Raw genomic sequence first — 18,136 nt, forward strand, 5'->3', positions numbered from 1 at the left:
ATGGAAGCGATGGCTGTAGGCCTACCTGTGGTTTCAACAAATGTTGGTGGGATGCCATATCTAATCCAAAATGAACAAACCGGTCTCCTGGTATCTCCAGAAGATCCTAAGGCTATGACTGCTGCTTGTATTAAACTTATTTCCAATCCCGAATTTAGCACTCAACTTGCTAAAAAAGCCAGAATCGAAGTAGAGAACTTCGATTGGGAACGAGTTAAACACCAATGGCTGGATTTGCTAAGCTAAAAGTTCTATATTTATCGGCACATTACCAGCCCTGCCGCAATGTCGAAAAAGCCTATTTTTCATTTTGAAATTTCTGAGCGAAAGTTTCTATTGAAGCTTTTCGATATTCTCTTTGCCTTACTTTCTCTAACTATTGTCGGGATAATTTTTCAGTTTGACTACTTCAGAATTAATTCTGATACCTGGACGTGGACGCTGGTATTTATAGTCTATCTCAGTTTCTTCGGAAATGTATTTGAACTTTATGATCTTCAGAAGGCAGATCGGTTTGACAGCGTATTGAAAAACGTCCTGCTTACCACCAGTCTTACGGTTTTGTTCTATATGCTAACGCCATTACTTACTCCAAGTTTGCCTGATAACCGACTGCAGATCATCTTTTTCTTTCTTTCTGTAGCCATTTCACTGCTTATATGGAGATCTCTTTATATCAGTCTGATTTCAAGTCCAAGATTCTATAAGCGGGTGTTGGTGGTGGGCGATTCATTCGACATTAAGTTGATTGCTGAATCCCTGCAAAAAGCTGATCCTAATTATTTTGTAGTTGGCTATATCAATACCGATGAGACTTTAAAAACTAATATCGCCAGAGAAGATCTTTTAAGATTTGAAGTAGAAGAACTTGTGCAGACGGTCAAGGATGAACATATAGGTGAAATTGTTGTTACCAGTGCATTTCAACGTGGGTTGATGTTGCCACTTTACAATCAGTTAAGCACACTTCAGAAGCAGGGTTTTTCGATTCGTGATTATTCCCAGGTATATGAGGAGATCACTCAGAGAATCCCGGTGCAAAATGTAGACAAGGACTTTTACCGTTATTTCCCCTTCAGTAGAAATCACCAGAATAAATTTTACCTGCTGGCCTTTCGAAGCTTTGATATCCTTGTTTCTATATTCGGAATACTAGTCGGAATAATTCTTAGCCCCTTTATCATCCTCGGAAATCTCATCGCGAATCGTGGAAAGACCTTTTACTTTCAGGAACGTGTTGGAAAAAATGGGGAGGTTTTCAAGATCGTAAAGCTGCGAACCATGAATAAGGATGCGGAGATTTCAGGACCGCAATTTGCTCAGAAAAAAGACCTGAGAGTTACCAAATTTGGCCGATTCCTGCGTAGATCAAGGCTGGATGAAATTCCGCAGTTTTACAACGTATTACTTGGAGATATGAGTTTGATCGGGCCAAGACCTGAGCGTCCTGTGTTCGTGGATGAACTTTCAGAACTTATTCCGTTTTATGATACCCGGCACATCATTAAACCAGGCTTAACTGGATGGGCGCAGGTGATGGCTAACTATGGAGATTGCTATGACGATAGTCTTGAAAAACTTCAGTATGATCTCTATTATATCAAACATCGCGGAATCTTTCTCGATCTAAGTATACTTCTAAAAACATTTAGTACCGTACTATTCTTTAGAGGACAATAAAAGCTAGAGGATGTCTGTTTTGCGTTTTCGTATGGTTCTTAGATGTAGGTAGTCTGATGTCAGATGTTTGTTGAAGTTGAAAGGAAAGAAGCTGGAAATTTTCTTCATACAGCTCACTTCTCACGCAGGTCTTTTCCTGTTATATTTTACTACGGAAAATAAGAAGATGAATAGAGCCAGAAACTGTGCGATTCTTGCCAGATAATCTCCGTATTTGGAATAAAAAGTAAGCTCATTCTGGATTCCGACTCGCCCTGAAATGCTGCCACGCTCCTCGTATGCCAGGGTTTCCAAAATATCACCACGGGAATTTATAATCGCTGAAATACCAGTGTTGGCGCTTCTCGCCACATATCTTCTATTTTCTATAGCACGTAAGCTTGCATAACTTAAATGCTGCTGGTGGCCCTGTGTGTCACCCCACCATGCATCATTGGTAATAATACTTAGAAAATTAGCTCCGTTTTCTAGATACCCGGTTACATACTCGCCGTAAACTGACTCGTAACAAATGATTGGTGCAGTTCCCAGCGAGTCCTCAAAATAAAGCACTTCCCGCTCTTCCTGGGTGGTTTTCATGGCAACCGTACCCCCAAGATCGATCATTACATTACCAAGTATTGGTTTCAATATATCTTGGTATGGGAAATTCTCGACGCCTACGACCAGTTTCGATTTATGGTATAATTGCAAACTATCTGAATGATCACTGATCATAAATGCAGAGTTATAATCATCATACCAATCCTTAGGACCGATTCTATTGGATTGTCTGCGGACTTTCCCTGGATCATTGAACCTCTCGTACATGGTAATTCCTCCCATGAAAGATAATTCATTGCCCAATCGGCTTATTTGCTCGCCATAAAACACTCCTTCAGAATTGTTGAGGTTCTTCAGTTGTGTACCATCAGCAAAGACAGTTTCCGGAGCAATGATCAAATCTGTTTCTGGGGTCACAGCTTTAGCAGATAGTTCAAGTAGGAGCTCCCCGATCTTTCGATCTGTAGTATTATATTTTTCGGTATAAGGATTGATATTTGGCTGGAGGATGACCACATCTATGAATTCCTCAGGTTCCTCATAATTCCAGTATAGAACCCCAGAAATTAGCATTGGAATACCAATAAGCAACAAAACCTTTAACGCGGCCCTTGCGATGATTGCTTTCTCTTTAAATTCCCGGTATGCTAGAATAGACTTGAAGATCGCAACGTTCAATATCCATACCCATAATGTTCCTCCAAAAGTTCCTGTAAATTCATACCACTGAATCCATGCTGGAACTTCTGAAAATACGTTCCCAAGATTAAGCCACGGCCAGGAAAAGTCCCAGTTCAAGTGTATCTTCTCAAAGACCATCCAGATGCTGATAAGAAATGCTGAAGCAGCTTTAAACCCAGTTCTCTTAGCTACAATATGGTATAAGAGAAAGACTATAGACATTAATAGCGAATTTGCCAGTATCGCGAAAACACCTCCGAAAGGAGTGGAGTTGTAGATCCACCAGGTAGTAATCACATTCCAGATGAAGAAAGTGAGATAGGAAAGAGCAAAAACTTTCAGTTTGACCTTGCTTTTAGAATAGTTACGAATTTTAAATTCAGCATAAAGCAGTGGCACAAAACCTAGAAATATGAAAATTGGAAATCCATAAGTTGGCCAGGAAATTGCCAGAATGATCCCGCTAAGAAGCGCCAGAAGAAAGTTTTTCATAGATGCTGAAGTCTGCTCAAAAATAATAAACTTATACAGGAATCATTAAATTTAGCCGACTTGCTTTTCATATAACAGTATTTTTTGAGGCTTTTAAATTCAAAATGTTAGTTTAGTGGATTCTATTTAAAACAGTCAAATGGGCTTAAAAAAACACGTTCCGAATCTAATTACTTCTTTAAACCTGCTATCTGGTAGTATCGCAGTTATTTTTGCTGTACAGGGAAACCTGGTGCTGGCTGCTATATTTGTAGCTGCCGGGATCTTTTTCGACTTCTTCGACGGGCTGGCCGCTCGTGCGCTTAATGTAAAAAGTGAAGTAGGACTACAACTGGATTCTCTGGCAGATGTCGTTACCAGTGGGGTAGTGCCGGGAATCGTAATGTACCAGTTGATCATAAAAGCTTTACCATCCAGCGGTAGCTTATCAACCGACTGGAATTCTTCAGAATTTGATTTGAACCTTCAACCCTTTGCCCTTATAGGATTGTTAATCATTGTAGCTTCAGCATATAGATTGGCAAAATTCAATGTAGATGATCGCCAAACCGACTCTTTTATTGGTCTTCCAACTCCGGCGAATGCTTTGCTGATCCTTAGTTTACCGCTAATTCTTACCTATGAATCTGTTCCAATGATCAATCAATTGATCCTGAACGAATGGTTTTTGGTTGGATTAACGATCTTAAGCTGTATTCTTCTGAATGCGGAATTACCATTATTCGCGCTAAAATTTTCAGACTGGGGATTTAAAGAGAATAAATTACGATACTTCTTTATTATTAGTTGCCTCTTGCTCATAGTATTCCTGAAGTTTATAGCAATACCAGTAATTATACTGCTCTATGTACTACTTTCAGTAATTTCAAATAGAAAAGAAACAGCTTAATTAAAGATCTTTTTCTTTCTAAGCTCGAAGTTCTGTCCAAGGTAAACTTTACGAACCATTTCGTCCTCGGCCAGCTCTTCAGGCATTCCATGCTTTAAAATGCTACCTTCGAACATAAGGTAGGTCCTGTCGGTAATGGCAAGGGTTTCCTGTACGTTGTGATCGGTAATGAGAATACCGATATTCTTGTCTTTTAGTTGAGCAACAATTCTTTGAATGTCCTCTACCGCCACTGGATCTACCCCGGCAAAGGGCTCATCTAGGAGAATGAAATTTGGATCTGTAGCCAAAGCCCTGGCGATTTCTGTTCTTCGACGTTCACCACCACTTAAAAGGTCTCCACGGCTTTTTCGTATATGGCCAAGTCCAAATTCTTCAATAAGCGATTCCATCTTCATTAATCGCTCTTTCTTTGAAAGCTTCGTAAGTTCCAGAACGCTTAGAATATTGTCCTCGATACTCAGCTTCCTGAAAACCGAAGCTTCCTGGGCAAGATATCCAATTCCGTGCTGTGCACGCTTGTACATGGGGAATTTGGTAATGTTCTGCTTATCCAGAATAATGTTCCCGCTATTGGGTTTGATCAAACCTACGATCATGTAAAAAGAAGTGGTTTTACCAGCACCATTCGGTCCAAGTAACCCCACGATCTCTCCCTGATTAACTTCCACAGAAATACCTTTTACAACATTTCTTCCTTTATAGGTTTTGATCAGATTTTCAGCGCGTAGTTTCATAGTCTCAATTTATTCTGAATAAGCAGAAATTGTTCCGTTTTATTCCTGGGCTTCCAAAGCTTCCCAATATTCGTAAGCACGTCTTAAGTGAGGGATCACGATAGTTCCACCTATAAGAGTACCAATACTCAGGGTTTCCATTACTTCTTCCTTGGTGATTCCTTCATTATAACTCGCTTCCAGGTGATATCTTACGCAGTCATCACAACGCAATACTGTAGATGCAACCAGTCCAAGTAATTCTTTTGTTTTTTTATCCAGGGCACCTTCAGTAAATGCATTGGTGTCCAGGTTAAATATTCTTTTTATGATCTTATTATTATCACCAAGAATCTTATCGTTCATCTTGGCACGGTACGAATTAAATTCGTCCACTTGATTTGTCATAGCTTAACTTTTTAATTTTTCTTCTTCTTTTTTATACATGAACTTTGAAATGATAATACTCACTTCATAAAGTATCAATACCGGAACCGCAACAATGATCTGACTCACAATATCTGGCGGAGTAATTACTGCTGATAGTATAAGTACGATCACCAGGGCATACTTTCTATAGGTTTTCAGGAATTGTGGTGTTACAATACCAACCTTGGTTAAGAAATAAATAAGTATAGGAAGCTCAAAAATTAATCCTGAAGCTATTACTGTTGTTCTTACCAGGCCTATATAATCACTTAAATCGAACTCATTTAGAACAATGTCACTTACCTGATATTTCCCCAGGAAGTTTATGGATAACGGAGTGATCACATAATAACCGAAAAGGACTCCGATAAAGAATAACATGGAAGTCACAAAAATAAAGCCTTTAGCATGTTTACGTTCCTTCTCATGCATTGCAGGAGCGACAAACTTCCAGAACTCATAAATGATGTAAGGGAATGCGATGATAAAACCTGCGGTAATGGAAGTCCAGATGTGTGCAGAAAACTGTCCACCCATCGTTCTACTTTGTATGGTAAAAGGAAGCTCTTGAAAACAGAACCCACCGTCAAAACCAAGCGCTTCTGAAACTTTACATAACATACTATAGGACCAGAAATCACCTTTGCTAGGTCCAAATAATACAACATCAAATATGAAACTTTTCAGTAAAAAGGCAACAGTGGCTGCGATTACTACAGAAAGTACTGCACGAATCAAATGCCATCTTAGTTCCTCAAGATGATCTAAAAAAGACATTTCCGGTTCTTCCTGGGGGGCGATTCTTTCCATTATAAAATTCCTTCTCTTATTAAATTGTGCAGGTGAACAACACCCGTATATTTTCCATTCTCGACAGCCAGTAGCTGCGAGATCTGGTTCTTCTCAAGAATTTCCATGGCCACAACAGCCAGAGTATCCTGTTCGATCGTTTTTGGATCGGCACTCATGATATCCCGTGCTTTTAATCCTTTTATTTCTCCGTGATCCTTCAGCATTCTACGAATATCACCATCTGTGATGATCCCGATGATTCGATCGTTTTCCAGAACTGCGGTTACACCAAGCATTTTTTCTGAAATTTCAATGATCACATTAGCCACATCGGTTTCCGCAGAAACCATTGGCACCATATTTTGAGATACGATATCGCTAACTCTCAAATATAGTTTCTTACCTAATGATCCTCCCGGATGATATTTGGCGAAATCTCTGCTGCTGAAGCCTTTTAAATTCAATAAGCATACTGCAATTGCATCTCCAATAACCATTTGTGCAGTTGTACTAGTAGTCGGAGCAAGATTATTAGGACAGGCTTCCATCTCTACATAACTATTTAGAACATAGTCTGCCTGTTTCCCAAGAAATGAATCCTTGTTTCCGGTGAGTCCTATAAGTACATTATGAAAATTCTTAATGAGTGGCACTAAAACCTTTATTTCAGGGCTATCTCCACTTTTGGAAATACAGATCACCACATCATTATCCTGGACGATCCCAAGATCTCCATGAATCGCGTCTGCCGCATGCATAAAAATAGATGGAGTACCAGTTGAGTTGAGAGTGGCCACGATCTTATTGGCGATTATGGCACTTTTACCAATACCGGTGACCACAACACGACCTTCAGACCTGTAGATGACTTCTACCGCCTTAATGAATTCTTCGTCAATGTAATTTTCGAGATTCGCAATTGCTTTGGCTTCGTTGGAAATGGTTTCTTTCGCTGAAGAAATGATTTGCTCGCTAAGTTTCAAATTAGATTAAATTAAGAATTGCAGGTACTAAAGAAAACCGTATATTTAGTTATACAAATGTATGTAAAATTGTAACACAATTGAATGGGTTTGACCGAAATTGATTTACACAAAGAACTGAAGAAGTACTTTGGTTTTAGTCAGTTTAAGGGGCTTCAGGAAGATGTTATCACCAGTATCGTAAATGGCCATGATACGTTCGTTGTTATGCCAACGGGTGGAGGTAAATCATTATGTTATCAGCTCCCTGCACTAATACAGGATGGAACAGCGATCGTTGTTTCCCCACTTATAGCTTTAATGAAGAACCAGGTAGATGCTATTCGTAGTATCTCTTCGGAATATGGTATCGCCCATGTTTTGAATTCCTCTTTAAACAAAACAGAAGTAAACCAGGTAAAAGCAGACATCGATAGTGGTGTTTGTAAACTTCTCTATGTGGCTCCGGAATCACTGACCAAGGAAGATTATGTGGATTTTCTAAAGCATCAGACGATCTCGTTCCTTGCTGTGGATGAAGCACACTGTATTAGTGAATGGGGACATGACTTCAGGCCGGAATATCGAAATCTAAGACATATACTTCAGCGTATTGGCGATAATATACCGGTCATCGGACTTACCGCCACGGCTACTCCCAAAGTTCAGGAAGATATTCTGAAGAATCTGGGAATCACAGATGCAAATACTTTTAAGGCAAGTTTTAACCGACCTAATCTTTATTACGAGGTACGGCCAAAAACCAAGAATGTTGATGCCGATATTATTCGTTTCGTTAAAAAGAACGATGGTAAATCGGGAATTATCTATTGTCTGAGTAGAAAGAAAGTGGAAGAGCTTGCTCAAACTCTTCAGGTAAATGGCATTAAAGCCGTTCCTTATCATGCCGGCCTGGATGCAAAAACACGTTCCAGACATCAGGATATGTTTCTTATGGAAGATATCGATGTGGTGGTGGCAACAATCGCTTTTGGAATGGGGATCGACAAGCCAGATGTTCGTTTTGTGATTCACCATGACATTCCTAAAAGTATAGAAAGTTATTACCAGGAAACCGGTCGTGCCGGGAGAGATGGTGGTGAAGGTCATTGTCTTGCGTTCTACAGTTATAAAGACATTGAAAAACTTGAGAAGTTTATGAGTGGTAAACCTGTTGCAGAACAGGAGATTGGCCATGCACTATTACAGGAAGTGGTTGCCTTTGCTGAAACTTCCATCTCAAGAAGAAAATTTATACTGCATTACTTTGGGGAGGAATTCGATTCTGAAACCGGGGAAGGAGCAGATATGGATGACAATGTTCAGAATCCAAAGAATCAGCATGAAGCCAAGGATGATCTTGAGCTATTGCTGAAAACCGTTAAAGAAACAAATCAGTTATATAAGTCAAAGGAAGTGGTGCGCACGCTCATTGGAAAAAGCAATGCGGTCATTCTTTCTCATAAGACCGATGAACATCCTCTCTTCGGAAAAGGAAGTCACCAACATGCCGGTTACTGGATGGCACTTATACGCCAGGCTTTAATCGCAGGATTTCTGAAAAAGGATATTGAAACCTATGGTGTGGTAAAACTAACCAGGCGTGGGGAAGAGTATCTGAAGAATCCGGTGTCATTTATGATGACCGAGGATCATGTTTTTAATGATAGTACTGAAGAAGTCGTTGTACCTCAAAAATCTGCAAATACTGTGGATGATCAGCTGGTCAAAATGCTAAAGGAACTTCGGAAGAAAGTTGCTAAAAAGAAAGACCTGCCTCCATTTGTGATCTTCCAGGATCCATCTTTAGAAGATATGGCTCTTAAATACCCGATAAGTATCGAGGAATTAGGAAACATTCACGGAGTAGGAGAAGGAAAGGCCAAAAAATACGGAGCAGATTTTGTAGATCTTATCTCGAGATATGTTGAAGATAATGAAATTGTAAGGCCCGAAGATTTTGTGGTAAAATCGACAGGCGCCAATAGTGCTTTGAAACTATTTATCATCCAGAGTGTAGACCGGAAATTACCATTATCAGATATTGCTTCGGCAAAAGGTATGCAGATGCCAGAGTTTATCAAGGAAATGGAAGCCATTGTTTATAGTGGAACAAAATTAAACATTGACTACTACCTGGATGATATTCTGGATGAAGACCAACAGGAAGAGATTCATGAATATTTCCTGGAAGCGGAGACCGATAAGATCGATGAAGCGATGGAAGAGTTTGATGGCGATTATGACGACGAAGAATTGCGATTATACCGAATCAAGTTTATAAGTCAGGTAGCGAACTAAAACAAAAAACCCGGAATCTCTTCCGGTTTTTTTTATTACAATAATCTAACTATTGCGTCTCATCTAGAGTGTATATGCTATACTCAGGATCCATTGTGATGGTCTTGAATCTATAGTGAAACCACTATCGGCAGCAAGATTTCCACCCAATGCCTGGTTGTCCTGGAAAGCTCCTTCATATCGAACATCGAAACCAAGCCTGCCTAAATCAAGACCTGCTCCTAATTGATATCCCACACTGATTTCATTTTCAACATCACCAATACTCAAATTCGTGTTTTCCAGTTCATTTTTCAGAATATATTGAAATGCCGGACCTGCCTTGATATTTAAAGGTCCTAGCACATTTACTCCTAGAAGTACAGGAGCATCTATTTTCTGAAGCTTATAATCAAATTGTGAGTACTCGGTATTCATTTCTGTATAAACCAATTCCGGGCGTAGAAAGATTCCCAGTATTTCGAACTGTCCAAAAAATCCTGCATGAAAACCGGTCTTATTTTCTCCATCTTCAAATGAACCGCTAAAATCATCGGTTAGACGGCTAATAGATTCGTATTCTCCGGTTGCACCGTAATTTAAACCACCTTTGATCCCAAAACTTGCATCCTGTGCAGAAATATTCAGTGCACCGATCACTAGTGCAAACATCATTAACTTTTTCATAGATCTAATTTTATCTAATTTCAGGCTATTATAACGCCATGGGTTTATTGTTTATTTCAGTAAAAGTAGAAAAGCCTTCCGAAGATAAACTTCAGAAGGCTTTAATATGCTGACTTCTATGTTATAGAAGTATTATTTTCTTTTAATAGCTTTTTCCGCAGCCTTCACAATGGCAGCAGCATTCAAACCATATTTTTCCATTAACTGAGCAGGAGTTCCGCTTTCCCCGAAGCAATCTTCAGTCGCCACGAATTCCTGAGGTGTAGGGTGGTGAGAAGCCAGGGTTCTGGCAACACTTTCACCAAGTCCGCCAAGGAAATTATGCTCTTCAGCAGTAACCACACATCCGGTTTTCTTAGCTGAAGCGATCACAGCTTCTTCATCAAAGGGTTTGATCGTATGAATGTTGATCACTTCGGCACTAATACCTTTTTCATTCAGCTCCACAGCCGCCTGAATAGCTTCCCAAACTAAATGACCAGTTGCAATGATACTAACATCGGTACCTTCATATAGATGCACTGCTTTCCCGATCTGGAAATCCTGATCCTCTTCAGTAAAATTAGCAACCTTTGGTCGGCCAAATCTTAGGTAAACAGGACCATCGTAATCTGCAATCGCTTTGGTTGCAGCTTTAGTCTGGTTATAATCACAGGTGTTGATCACTGTCATTCCAGGTAGCATTTTCATCAAGCCGATATCTTCAAGGATCTGGTGAGTTGCACCATCCTCTCCCAAAGTAACTCCGGCGTGACTTGCACAGATCTTCACATTCTTCCCGGAATAGGCAACACTTTGTCGAATCTGGTCGTAAACTCTACCGGTAGAGAAGTTGGCGAAAGTTCCTGTAAACGGAATTTTCCCACCAATGGTCATCCCTGCGGCCATCCCGATCATATTCGCTTCAGCAATACCAACCTGGAAAAATCTTTCAGGATGATTTGCTTTGAAGTCGTCCATTTTCAGGGATCCGGTAAGATCGGCACATAGTGCAACCACATTCTCGTTAGATTGCCCAAGTTCTGTTAAGCCATCTCCAAAACCAGATCTGGTATCCTTACTTCCTTTATTTATATATTCTTTCATGATATTCTTAATTTTGATTTTAATGAATTCGGCTTAGTAATCACCAAGGGTTTCCGGGTTCTGAGAAAGTCCTTTTTCCAACTGCTCGTCGTTTGGAGCCTTCCCGTGCCATGCGTGTGTATGCATCATAAAATCGACACCATTACCCATTACCGTGTTCATTAAAATACAGACTGGCTTACCTTTTCCAGTTCTGGTTTTAGCTTCTTTAAGTCCGTCGATCACCTGTTGAAGATTATTTCCATCTTCAATTTCCATAACGTCCCAGCCAAATGCTTCAAATTTAGCTCTAAGATTTCCTAGCGGAAGTACTTTTTCTGTACTACCATCAATTTGCTGACCGTTGAGGTCTACTGTAGAAATTAGGTTGTCTACTTTATTTCCGGCAGCGTACATGATCGCTTCCCAGTTCTGACCTTCCTGCAACTCACCATCACCATGAAGGGTGTAAACAAGATGAGTATCATTATTCAGTTTTTTAGCCTGGGCAGCACCCAGAGCAACGCTCATTCCCTGTCCTAGCGAGCCTGAAGCAATTCTAACTCCAGGAAGTCCCTCGTGAGTGGTAGGGTGTCCCTGCAATCTTGAATCGATCAATCTAAAAGTATTCAGTTCTTCAACAGGAAAATATCCACTTCGGGCAAGTACACTGTAAAAAACCGGGGAGATATGACCATTGGAAAGAAAGAACAGGTCTTCTCCTTTACCATCCATGTTGAAGCTGGTGTTGTGATCCATAACTTCCTGGTAAAGAGCCGTGAAAAATTCAGCGCAACCTAAAGAACCTCCAGGGTGACCAGAGTTTACTTTATGCACCTGTCGCAGAATATCGCGGCGAACCTGAGTGACAAAATCTTGTAATTCGTTGATGTTTGGCATTTTATAATGTGTTGTTTTGTTGCCGCAAAAATAAGCGATTTAAAGCCTTTGACAAAGCAACCATACCCCAGTTATTAACTTTTTCAGCAAAATACTAACAGGCTCTGTGCACTCTGACTTCCATTTGAGTTTTGAATGAGTATCTTTGCAGCGATTAAACGGAACTATGAAATGAGCCAATTCAAAAACTTTACATCAATTCGAGGTTTTTTGGCGAATTGCATCTGATCGTTAACGAACATATATTAAATACCAGATGAAATTTGAACTTTTATCTACCGATGCAGGTAGTAAAGCACGTGCCGGAAGTATTACCACAGATCATGGCAAGATCGAAACTCCTATTTTTATGCCGGTTGGAACGGTAGCTACCGTTAAAGGCGTACATCAACGTGAACTAAAGGAAGACATCAATCCAGATATTATACTGGGAAATACCTACCATTTATACCTTAGACCTCAAACTGAAATTCTCAGGAAAGCCGGTGGACTTCATAAATTCATGAATTGGGATCGAAATATCCTTACAGATAGTGGTGGTTACCAGGTTTATTCACTTTCAGCAAGAAGAAAGATCAAGGAAGAAGGTGTGAAGTTCAAATCTCATATAGATGGTTCCTATCATACGTTTACTCCTGAAAATGTAATGGAAATTCAGCGTACCATTGGAGCCGATATTATTATGGCTTTTGATGAATGTACGCCATATCCATGTGATTATAATTATGCAAAGAGATCTATGCATATGACGCATCGCTGGCTGGACAGGTGTATTAATCACCTTGAGAAAACGCCTGAAATTTATGATTATAAGCAAACGCTTTTCCCGATCGTACAGGGAAGCACTTATAAAGATCTTCGGAAGCAATCTGCGGAATATATCGCAAACGCCGGTGCTGAAGGAAATGCTATTGGAGGATTATCTGTAGGAGAACCGGCAGATGAAATGTATGCCATGACTGAAGTGGTTACTGCCATACTACCGGAAGACAAGCCACGTTATCTAATGGGAGTGGGAACACCAATTAATATTCTTGAAAATATTGCTTTAGGAGTAGATATGTTCGATTGCGTGATGCCAACAAGGAATGGACGAAACGGAATGTTATTTACATCCCATGGAACCATTAATATCAAGAACAAGAAATGGGCAGATGACTTTTCACCAATAGATCCAGAAGGTGTTAGCTTTGTAGATTCAGAGTATTCTAAAGCCTATGTTCGACATCTATTTACTGTGAACGAAATGCTTGGCAGGCAAATTGCAAGTATTCATAATCTTAGTTTCTACCTGTGGTTGACGAGAGAAGCCAGAAAGCATATATTAGCCGGAGATTTCACACAGTGGAAAGATAAGATGGTAAAACAAATGGATAAACGATTATAATTCCGGAATTTGAAAATTCTCGATTGGTATATACTTAAAAGATATCTGGGAACCTTCAGTATGATGCTGTTGTTGTTCATTCCAATTGGTATCACTGTAAACCTTGCTGAAAAGATCGACAAGATCCTGGATAATGAAGTGCCATTTATTGAAGTCGCCTATTACTATCTGGACTTTACCATCTATTTTGCAAACCTCCTATTTCCTATATTTCTATTCTTGTCGGTCATCTGGTTCACTTCGAAGCTAGCGATGAATACTGAAATTGTCGCTTTTTTAAGTAGTGGTGTTTCTTTTTATAGATTTCTAAGGCCTTATTTAATAGGTGCAACTATAGTTTGTGTTGGTGCATTGATTCTTTCCATGTATCTCGCTCCGCAGGCCAGTAAAGGTTTTAATGAGTTTAAATACAGGTATTTAAAACACGGGCAGGAAACCAGGGAAACCAACGATGTTTACCGGCAGATAAATGACAACGAGTTCATCTACGCCAATCACTTTTCACCAAGTTCAAATTCTGCGCGTAATTTTACGCTGGAACACTTTGAAGGCAATGAGTTGAAATTTAAGATAAGCGCTTCCAGTTTACGCTACAATCCAGAGGACAGTACGTACAGGCTTACTATGGCAGATAAACGAATTATTGGAGCCAGAGGAGATAGTATATTTAATTACAGAACCCTGGACACGATCCTGCCATTCGAATTCGATGAACTTACTCCTGAATCTTATATTGCTGAAACATTAAATTATACCGAATTAAAGGAGTTCATCTCTAAGGAAAAAAGAAGAGGTTCGGGTAACATAAGCAGGTATGAAGTAGTGGCTTATAAGCGTTGGAGTATCCCTATTTCAGCCTTTATTCTAACAATAATTGCCGTTGCAGTATCTTCCTTTAAAAGAAGAGGAGGAATGGGAGTGAACCTTGCAGTGGGAATATGCCTGGCCTTTATTTTTATCTTTTTCGACAAGGTTTTTGGAACCATGGCAGAGCAGTCCACCTTCTCACCTTTGATCGCAGTATGGTTTCCTAATATAGTATTCGGGATACTGGCCATCGTGCTTCTTATTCGCGCGAAGCGTTAATCCATCACTGTTGAAAATTTAAACTTTATCAGCCATTTCTATCCTTTCAAAGTTGTTATATTTGTGAGCTATTTAAATTAATAACCATAAGAAATATGGAGTATTTAGAATTTGAACAACCTATCAAGGAGCTTGAGGAACAATATGCCAAAGCCTGCAATATTGGACAGGAAAGTGATGTAGATGTTACGGCAACCTGCAAGCAAATTGAGAAGAAACTTGCTGAAACCAAGAAACAGATCTATAAGAATCTTTCGCCCTGGCAGAGAGTACAACTTTCCAGGCATCCTAATAGACCTTATACTTTAGATTATATAAACGCTATTTGTGGAGATACTTTCCTTGAATTGCACGGTGATCGTAATGTGAAGGATGATAAGGCAATGATTGGTGGTCTTGGAAAGATCGATGATCAAAGTTTTATGTTTGTTGGGCAGCAAAAAGGTTATAATACCAAAACAAGACAATACCGTAATTTCGGGATGGCCAATCCTGAAGGGTATAGAAAAGCACTTCGTTTAATGAAGTCTGCTGAAAAGTTCGGTGTTCCTGTAGTATGTTTCGTTGATACTCCTGGAGCATATCCTGGGCTGGAAGCTGAAGAGCGTGGGCAGGGTGAAGCGATCGCAAGAAATATTCTTGAGATGACGCGATTAAAGGTGCCAATCATCGTAGTGATTATTGGTGAAGGTGCCAGTGGTGGAGCTTTGGGAATTGGTGTTGGAGATAAAGTACTAATGCTGGAAAACACCTGGTATTCTGTGATCTCTCCTGAAAGCTGTTCTTCCATTCTATGGAGAAGCTGGGAATACAAGGAAATAGCAGCAGACGCTTTAAAACTGACTGCTACAGATATGAAAAAGCAGAAGCTTATTGATGAAATTGTAAAAGAACCTTTAGGAGGTGCTCACAGCAATCGCGAAGAGATCTTTAATACGGTAAAATCTTCAATTACCAAAGCACATTCTGAATTCAGAAACTTATCACCAGACCAACTGGTAGAAAATAGAATGGATAAATATTTAGACATGGGAGTGTTTAAAGGCTAACTGCTTTATTTATACATCATCGTTAGAAAATCCGGCAGTTAAATTCCGGATTTTTTTGTCTTATTAACACAAAATCGAAGTTATCAACAGGTGAATTGTTCATTACCTGTTGAGTACCTCAGGGCTTTCTACTTAAGATTGTCTTAACATTTTATTTACTTTCGTATCTATGGAAAAAATAAGCTCCCCCCAGAACATTACCTACAAAAAAACAAATGTGGTAAGCCTTGAAAAAGGTAAAGTCCCGCCTCAAGCTGTTGATTTAGAAGAGGTTGTGCTTGGTGCAATGATGATCGACAAAAAAGGAGTTGACGAGATCATTGATATTCTGGTACCGGATGCCTTTTACAAGAATTCCCATAAGTTGATCTATGATGCCATCAAAAAATTGTTTGATGCCTCTGAAGCGATTGACTTATTAACCGTTTCTAACCAACTTAAGAAGGATAAGGTGTTTGATAAGGTTGGAGGAGACTATTATCTCATTCAGCTTACTCAAAAGGTGTCCAGTAGTGCGCATATTGAATTTCACGCACGTATAATTTTACAGAAGTACATTCAGAGATCTTTAATTAAGATCTCCAACGAAATAATTGAGGAAGCATTTGATGAAGGTTCAGATGTGTTCGATCTTTTAGATTCAGCAGAATCCAAACTGTATGAAGTAACCCAGGGGAACATTAAGCGATCAACCGAAACTGCACAATCACTGGTAATCCAGGCGAAGAAGAAGATCCAGGAGATTTCCAACAAAGAAGGACTTAGTGGAGTTCCTTCAGGATTCGACAAACTTGATGATCTTACTTCGGGATGGCAACCTTCAGATTTGATAATTGTTGCTGCCCGTCCAGGTATGGGTAAAACTGCGCTTACCTTATCTATGGCCCGAAATATTGCTGTAGACCAGGGTTTTCCGGTAGCATTCTTTTCACTGGAGATGTCTTCAGTACAGTTGATCACCCGTTTGATCTCTTCTGAAACCGGACTTTCTTCAGAAAAACTTAGAACCGGTAAATTGGAGCAGCACGAATGGGAGCAATTGAATGTAAAGGTGAAAGATCTTGAAAAAGCACCTTTGTTTATTGATGATACTCCTTCACTTTCTATTTTTGATCTACGTGCAAAAGCCAGACGTCTTGCCTCCCAGCATGGGATAAGACTTATTGTTATAGATTATTTGCAATTAATGACTGCCGGTGGCGGGCAGAAAGGTGGGAACCGTGAACAGGAGATTTCCATGATTTCCAGAAACCTGAAGGCTCTAGCAAAAGAACTTAATGTACCTGTAATCGCCCTCTCACAGCTTTCCCGTGCGGTTGAAACGCGTGGTGGAAGTAAACGACCATTACTATCCGACCTTAGGGAATCTGGAGCGATCGAGCAGGATGCAGATATTGTATCATTTATTTATCGTCCGGAATATTATAAGATCGAAGAGTGGGATGATGAAGAAAGAACACCTACGCAGGGTCAGGGTGAGTTCATTGTTGCGAAACACCGTAATGGTGGTCTGGAAAATATTCGCTTAAAGTTTATTGGAGAACTCGGTAAATTCGATAATTTAGAAGACTTTAGTTTCCCTTCTGAAATTCCTTCAAGCATGAATAGTGGAGATGCGGATGACTTCGGAAATTTCAATTTACCAAATCCTAGTGCAGATGAAGCATTTGGTAGCTCAATGAATAGCGAGGATGATGATAGCGACGTTCCATTTTAATGATCTTAAACTGAAGAATATCAGCAATACAGGACATTTAAAAAATATTATAAAAAGCAAAGTACTTCAAACTACTTTGCTTTTTTTGTATCTATTGGTTACCAGTTTTACTGCAAATGCCTCCAAAGTACTTATCCCGATGGATGCGAGTACACAAAATGATCATTTGAAGGCATACGGAATGGTCTATTTTTCCCTTCAGAAAAACTTCAAGGTCAACTGGCTGCTAAATTACAGAGGTGGTTCCTTTCTGGTCTCAGATCATCCAGATCTTCGGAAAGAATGCCAGATTCGTGGTGTGTCTTTTGAGATCATTAGTGATCAAAAAGCAGAAATTATTCTTCAGGAAATTAGCAGTCCTTCCCAGAACATGGAATCAGTTCCACTGGAAAAGGCACCTAAAATTGCAGTTTATAGTCCGCAGGGAAATAAACCCTGGGATGATGCCGTTACTATGGCACTTAGTTATGCTGAAATACCATATACTACCATTTACGACCGTGAAGTTCTGGCAGATGGCCTGCTCTTATATGACTGGCTTCACCTGCATCATGAAGATTTCACCGGGCAATATGGGAAATTTTATCGCAGTTTTAAATCTACTCCTTGGTATATAGAAGACAAGAAGGAAGCTGAAAGACTGGCGAAAGAGCTCGGTTATGAAAAAGTTTCAGAAGAGAAACTTGCGGTGGCCAGAAGAATAAGTGAATATGTAAAAGGGGGAGGTTTTATGTTTGCCATGTGTAGTGCCACAGATAGTTTTGATATCGCTTTGGCGGCA

The 18,136-nt window shown here is 39.8% G+C and carries 16 protein-coding genes and 1 pseudogene; 9 read left to right on the forward strand and 8 right to left on the reverse strand.

What is annotated here, in order from left to right; genetic code table 11:
* Both QZ620_RS09200 and QZ620_RS09205 read left to right on the forward strand, forming a co-directional pair.
* Positions 1-246, forward strand: a 246-nt coding sequence (locus tag QZ620_RS09200; RefSeq protein ID WP_295180971.1) for a glycosyltransferase family 4 protein, incomplete at its 5' end; no start/stop codon positions are given.
* A 39-nt stretch (positions 247-285) separates the two neighbouring features.
* Positions 286-1,680, forward strand: a complete 1,395-nt coding sequence (locus tag QZ620_RS09205; RefSeq protein ID WP_295180973.1) for a sugar transferase — start codon at positions 286-288, stop codon at positions 1,678-1,680.
* Between the two features lie 120 nt (positions 1,681-1,800).
* On the opposite strand, the gene lnt is transcribed toward QZ620_RS09205, so the two are convergent.
* Positions 1,801-3,396, reverse strand: a complete 1,596-nt coding sequence (lnt, locus tag QZ620_RS09210; RefSeq protein ID WP_295180975.1) for an apolipoprotein N-acyltransferase — start codon at positions 3,394-3,396, stop codon at positions 1,801-1,803.
* A gap of 139 nt (positions 3,397-3,535) precedes the next feature.
* On the opposite strand from lnt, the gene QZ620_RS09215 reads away from it, so the two are divergent.
* A complete protein-coding gene (locus tag QZ620_RS09215) occupies positions 3,536-4,285 on the forward strand; it encodes a CDP-alcohol phosphatidyltransferase family protein (RefSeq protein ID WP_295180976.1) in 750 nt (249 codons plus the stop codon).
* Here the strand turns inward: QZ620_RS09215 and lptB are convergent.
* Genes lptB through QZ620_RS09235 form a run of 4 tightly spaced genes read right to left on the reverse strand, consistent with a single transcriptional unit; the run spans position 4,282 to position 7,205 of the window.
* On the reverse strand, positions 4,282-5,022 hold the full coding sequence (lptB, locus tag QZ620_RS09220) for an LPS export ABC transporter ATP-binding protein (RefSeq protein WP_026914497.1): 741 nt from the start codon (positions 5,020-5,022) through the stop codon (positions 4,282-4,284). The genes QZ620_RS09215 and lptB overlap by 4 nt on opposite strands.
* A 39-nt stretch (positions 5,023-5,061) precedes the next feature.
* Positions 5,062-5,409, reverse strand: coding sequence for a carboxymuconolactone decarboxylase family protein (locus QZ620_RS09225; protein WP_141878394.1), 348 nt, complete (start codon positions 5,407-5,409; stop codon positions 5,062-5,064).
* Between the two features lie 3 nt (positions 5,410-5,412).
* Positions 5,413-6,240, reverse strand: coding sequence for a twin-arginine translocase subunit TatC (gene tatC, locus QZ620_RS09230; protein ID WP_295180979.1), 828 nt, complete (start codon positions 6,238-6,240; stop codon positions 5,413-5,415).
* Positions 6,240-7,205: a KpsF/GutQ family sugar-phosphate isomerase gene (locus QZ620_RS09235; protein ID WP_295180981.1), complete on the reverse strand. Its 966-nt coding sequence runs from the start codon at positions 7,203-7,205 to the stop codon at positions 6,240-6,242. Before QZ620_RS09235 ends, tatC begins: the two co-directional genes overlap by 1 nt.
* Before the next feature lie 84 nt (positions 7,206-7,289).
* On the opposite strand from QZ620_RS09235, the gene recQ reads away from it, so the two are divergent.
* The gene (recQ, locus tag QZ620_RS09240) at positions 7,290-9,485 is read left to right on the forward strand and encodes a DNA helicase RecQ (protein WP_295180983.1); all 2,196 of its coding nucleotides are present in this window, start codon (positions 7,290-7,292) and stop codon (positions 9,483-9,485) included.
* A gap of 63 nt (positions 9,486-9,548) precedes the next feature.
* Here recQ and QZ620_RS09245 read toward each other — a convergent pair whose 3' ends face one another.
* From QZ620_RS09245 to QZ620_RS09255, 3 genes are all read right to left on the reverse strand, one after another.
* Positions 9,549-10,151, reverse strand: a complete 603-nt coding sequence (locus tag QZ620_RS09245) for an outer membrane beta-barrel protein (RefSeq protein WP_295180985.1) — start codon at positions 10,149-10,151, stop codon at positions 9,549-9,551.
* Positions 10,152-10,283: 132 nt separating this feature from the next.
* On the reverse strand, positions 10,284-11,237 hold the full coding sequence (locus QZ620_RS09250) for a transketolase family protein (RefSeq protein WP_295180987.1): 954 nt from the start codon (positions 11,235-11,237) through the stop codon (positions 10,284-10,286).
* Between the two features lie 33 nt (positions 11,238-11,270).
* On the reverse strand, positions 11,271-12,116 hold the full coding sequence (locus QZ620_RS09255) for a transketolase (protein ID WP_295180989.1): 846 nt from the start codon (positions 12,114-12,116) through the stop codon (positions 11,271-11,273).
* 256 nt (positions 12,117-12,372) lie between these two features.
* Here QZ620_RS09255 and tgt point away from each other — a divergent pair, with 256 nt between their 5' ends.
* The 5 genes and pseudogenes from tgt to QZ620_RS09280 all read left to right on the forward strand — a co-directional run.
* The gene (gene tgt / locus QZ620_RS09260; protein WP_141878387.1) at positions 12,373-13,503 is read left to right on the forward strand and encodes a tRNA guanosine(34) transglycosylase Tgt; all 1,131 of its coding nucleotides are present in this window, start codon (positions 12,373-12,375) and stop codon (positions 13,501-13,503) included.
* A gap of 9 nt (positions 13,504-13,512) precedes the next feature.
* A complete protein-coding gene (locus QZ620_RS09265) occupies positions 13,513-14,589 on the forward strand; it encodes an LptF/LptG family permease (protein WP_295180992.1) in 1,077 nt (358 codons plus the stop codon).
* Between the two features lie 95 nt (positions 14,590-14,684).
* Entirely contained in the window at positions 14,685-15,638 is a 954-nt protein-coding gene (locus QZ620_RS09270; protein WP_295180994.1) for an acetyl-CoA carboxylase carboxyltransferase subunit alpha, read from the forward strand.
* 169 nt (positions 15,639-15,807) lie between these two features.
* Positions 15,808-17,355 carry a replicative DNA helicase gene (gene dnaB, locus QZ620_RS09275; RefSeq protein ID WP_295180996.1) on the forward strand — a complete coding sequence of 516 codons (1,548 nt, stop codon included), beginning with the start codon at positions 15,808-15,810 and terminating at the stop codon, positions 17,353-17,355.
* Positions 17,330-18,136: pseudogene (locus QZ620_RS09280) on the forward strand (asparagine synthetase B); the annotation flags it as partial. The gene dnaB and the pseudogene QZ620_RS09280, both read left to right, overlap by 26 nt.

The organism is uncultured Christiangramia sp. (assembly GCF_913046405.1).
GTDB classification, from domain to species: Bacteria; Bacteroidota; Bacteroidia; order Flavobacteriales; family Flavobacteriaceae; genus Christiangramia; species Christiangramia marina.

Coding starts and splice junctions, on each gene's coding strand:
- QZ620_RS09205 (WP_295180973.1), top strand. CDS start 286: ATGTCGAAAAAGCCTATTTTTCATTTTGAAATTTCTGAGCGAAAGTTT.
- lnt (WP_295180975.1), bottom strand. CDS start 3,396: ATGAAAAACTTTCTTCTGGCGCTTCTTAGCGGGATCATTCTGGCAATT.
- QZ620_RS09215 (WP_295180976.1), top strand. CDS start 3,536: ATGGGCTTAAAAAAACACGTTCCGAATCTAATTACTTCTTTAAACCTG.
- lptB (WP_026914497.1), bottom strand. CDS start 5,022: ATGAAACTACGCGCTGAAAATCTGATCAAAACCTATAAAGGAAGAAAT.
- QZ620_RS09225 (WP_141878394.1), bottom strand. CDS start 5,409: ATGACAAATCAAGTGGACGAATTTAATTCGTACCGTGCCAAGATGAAC.
- tatC (WP_295180979.1), bottom strand. CDS start 6,240: ATGGAAAGAATCGCCCCCCAGGAAGAACCGGAAATGTCTTTTTTAGAT.
- recQ (WP_295180983.1), top strand. CDS start 7,290: ATGGGTTTGACCGAAATTGATTTACACAAAGAACTGAAGAAGTACTTT.
- QZ620_RS09245 (WP_295180985.1), bottom strand. CDS start 10,151: ATGAAAAAGTTAATGATGTTTGCACTAGTGATCGGTGCACTGAATATT.
- QZ620_RS09250 (WP_295180987.1), bottom strand. CDS start 11,237: ATGAAAGAATATATAAATAAAGGAAGTAAGGATACCAGATCTGGTTTT.
- QZ620_RS09255 (WP_295180989.1), bottom strand. CDS start 12,116: ATGCCAAACATCAACGAATTACAAGATTTTGTCACTCAGGTTCGCCGC.
- tgt (WP_141878387.1), top strand. CDS start 12,373: ATGAAATTTGAACTTTTATCTACCGATGCAGGTAGTAAAGCACGTGCC.
- QZ620_RS09270 (WP_295180994.1), top strand. CDS start 14,685: ATGGAGTATTTAGAATTTGAACAACCTATCAAGGAGCTTGAGGAACAA.
- dnaB (WP_295180996.1), top strand. CDS start 15,808: ATGGAAAAAATAAGCTCCCCCCAGAACATTACCTACAAAAAAACAAAT.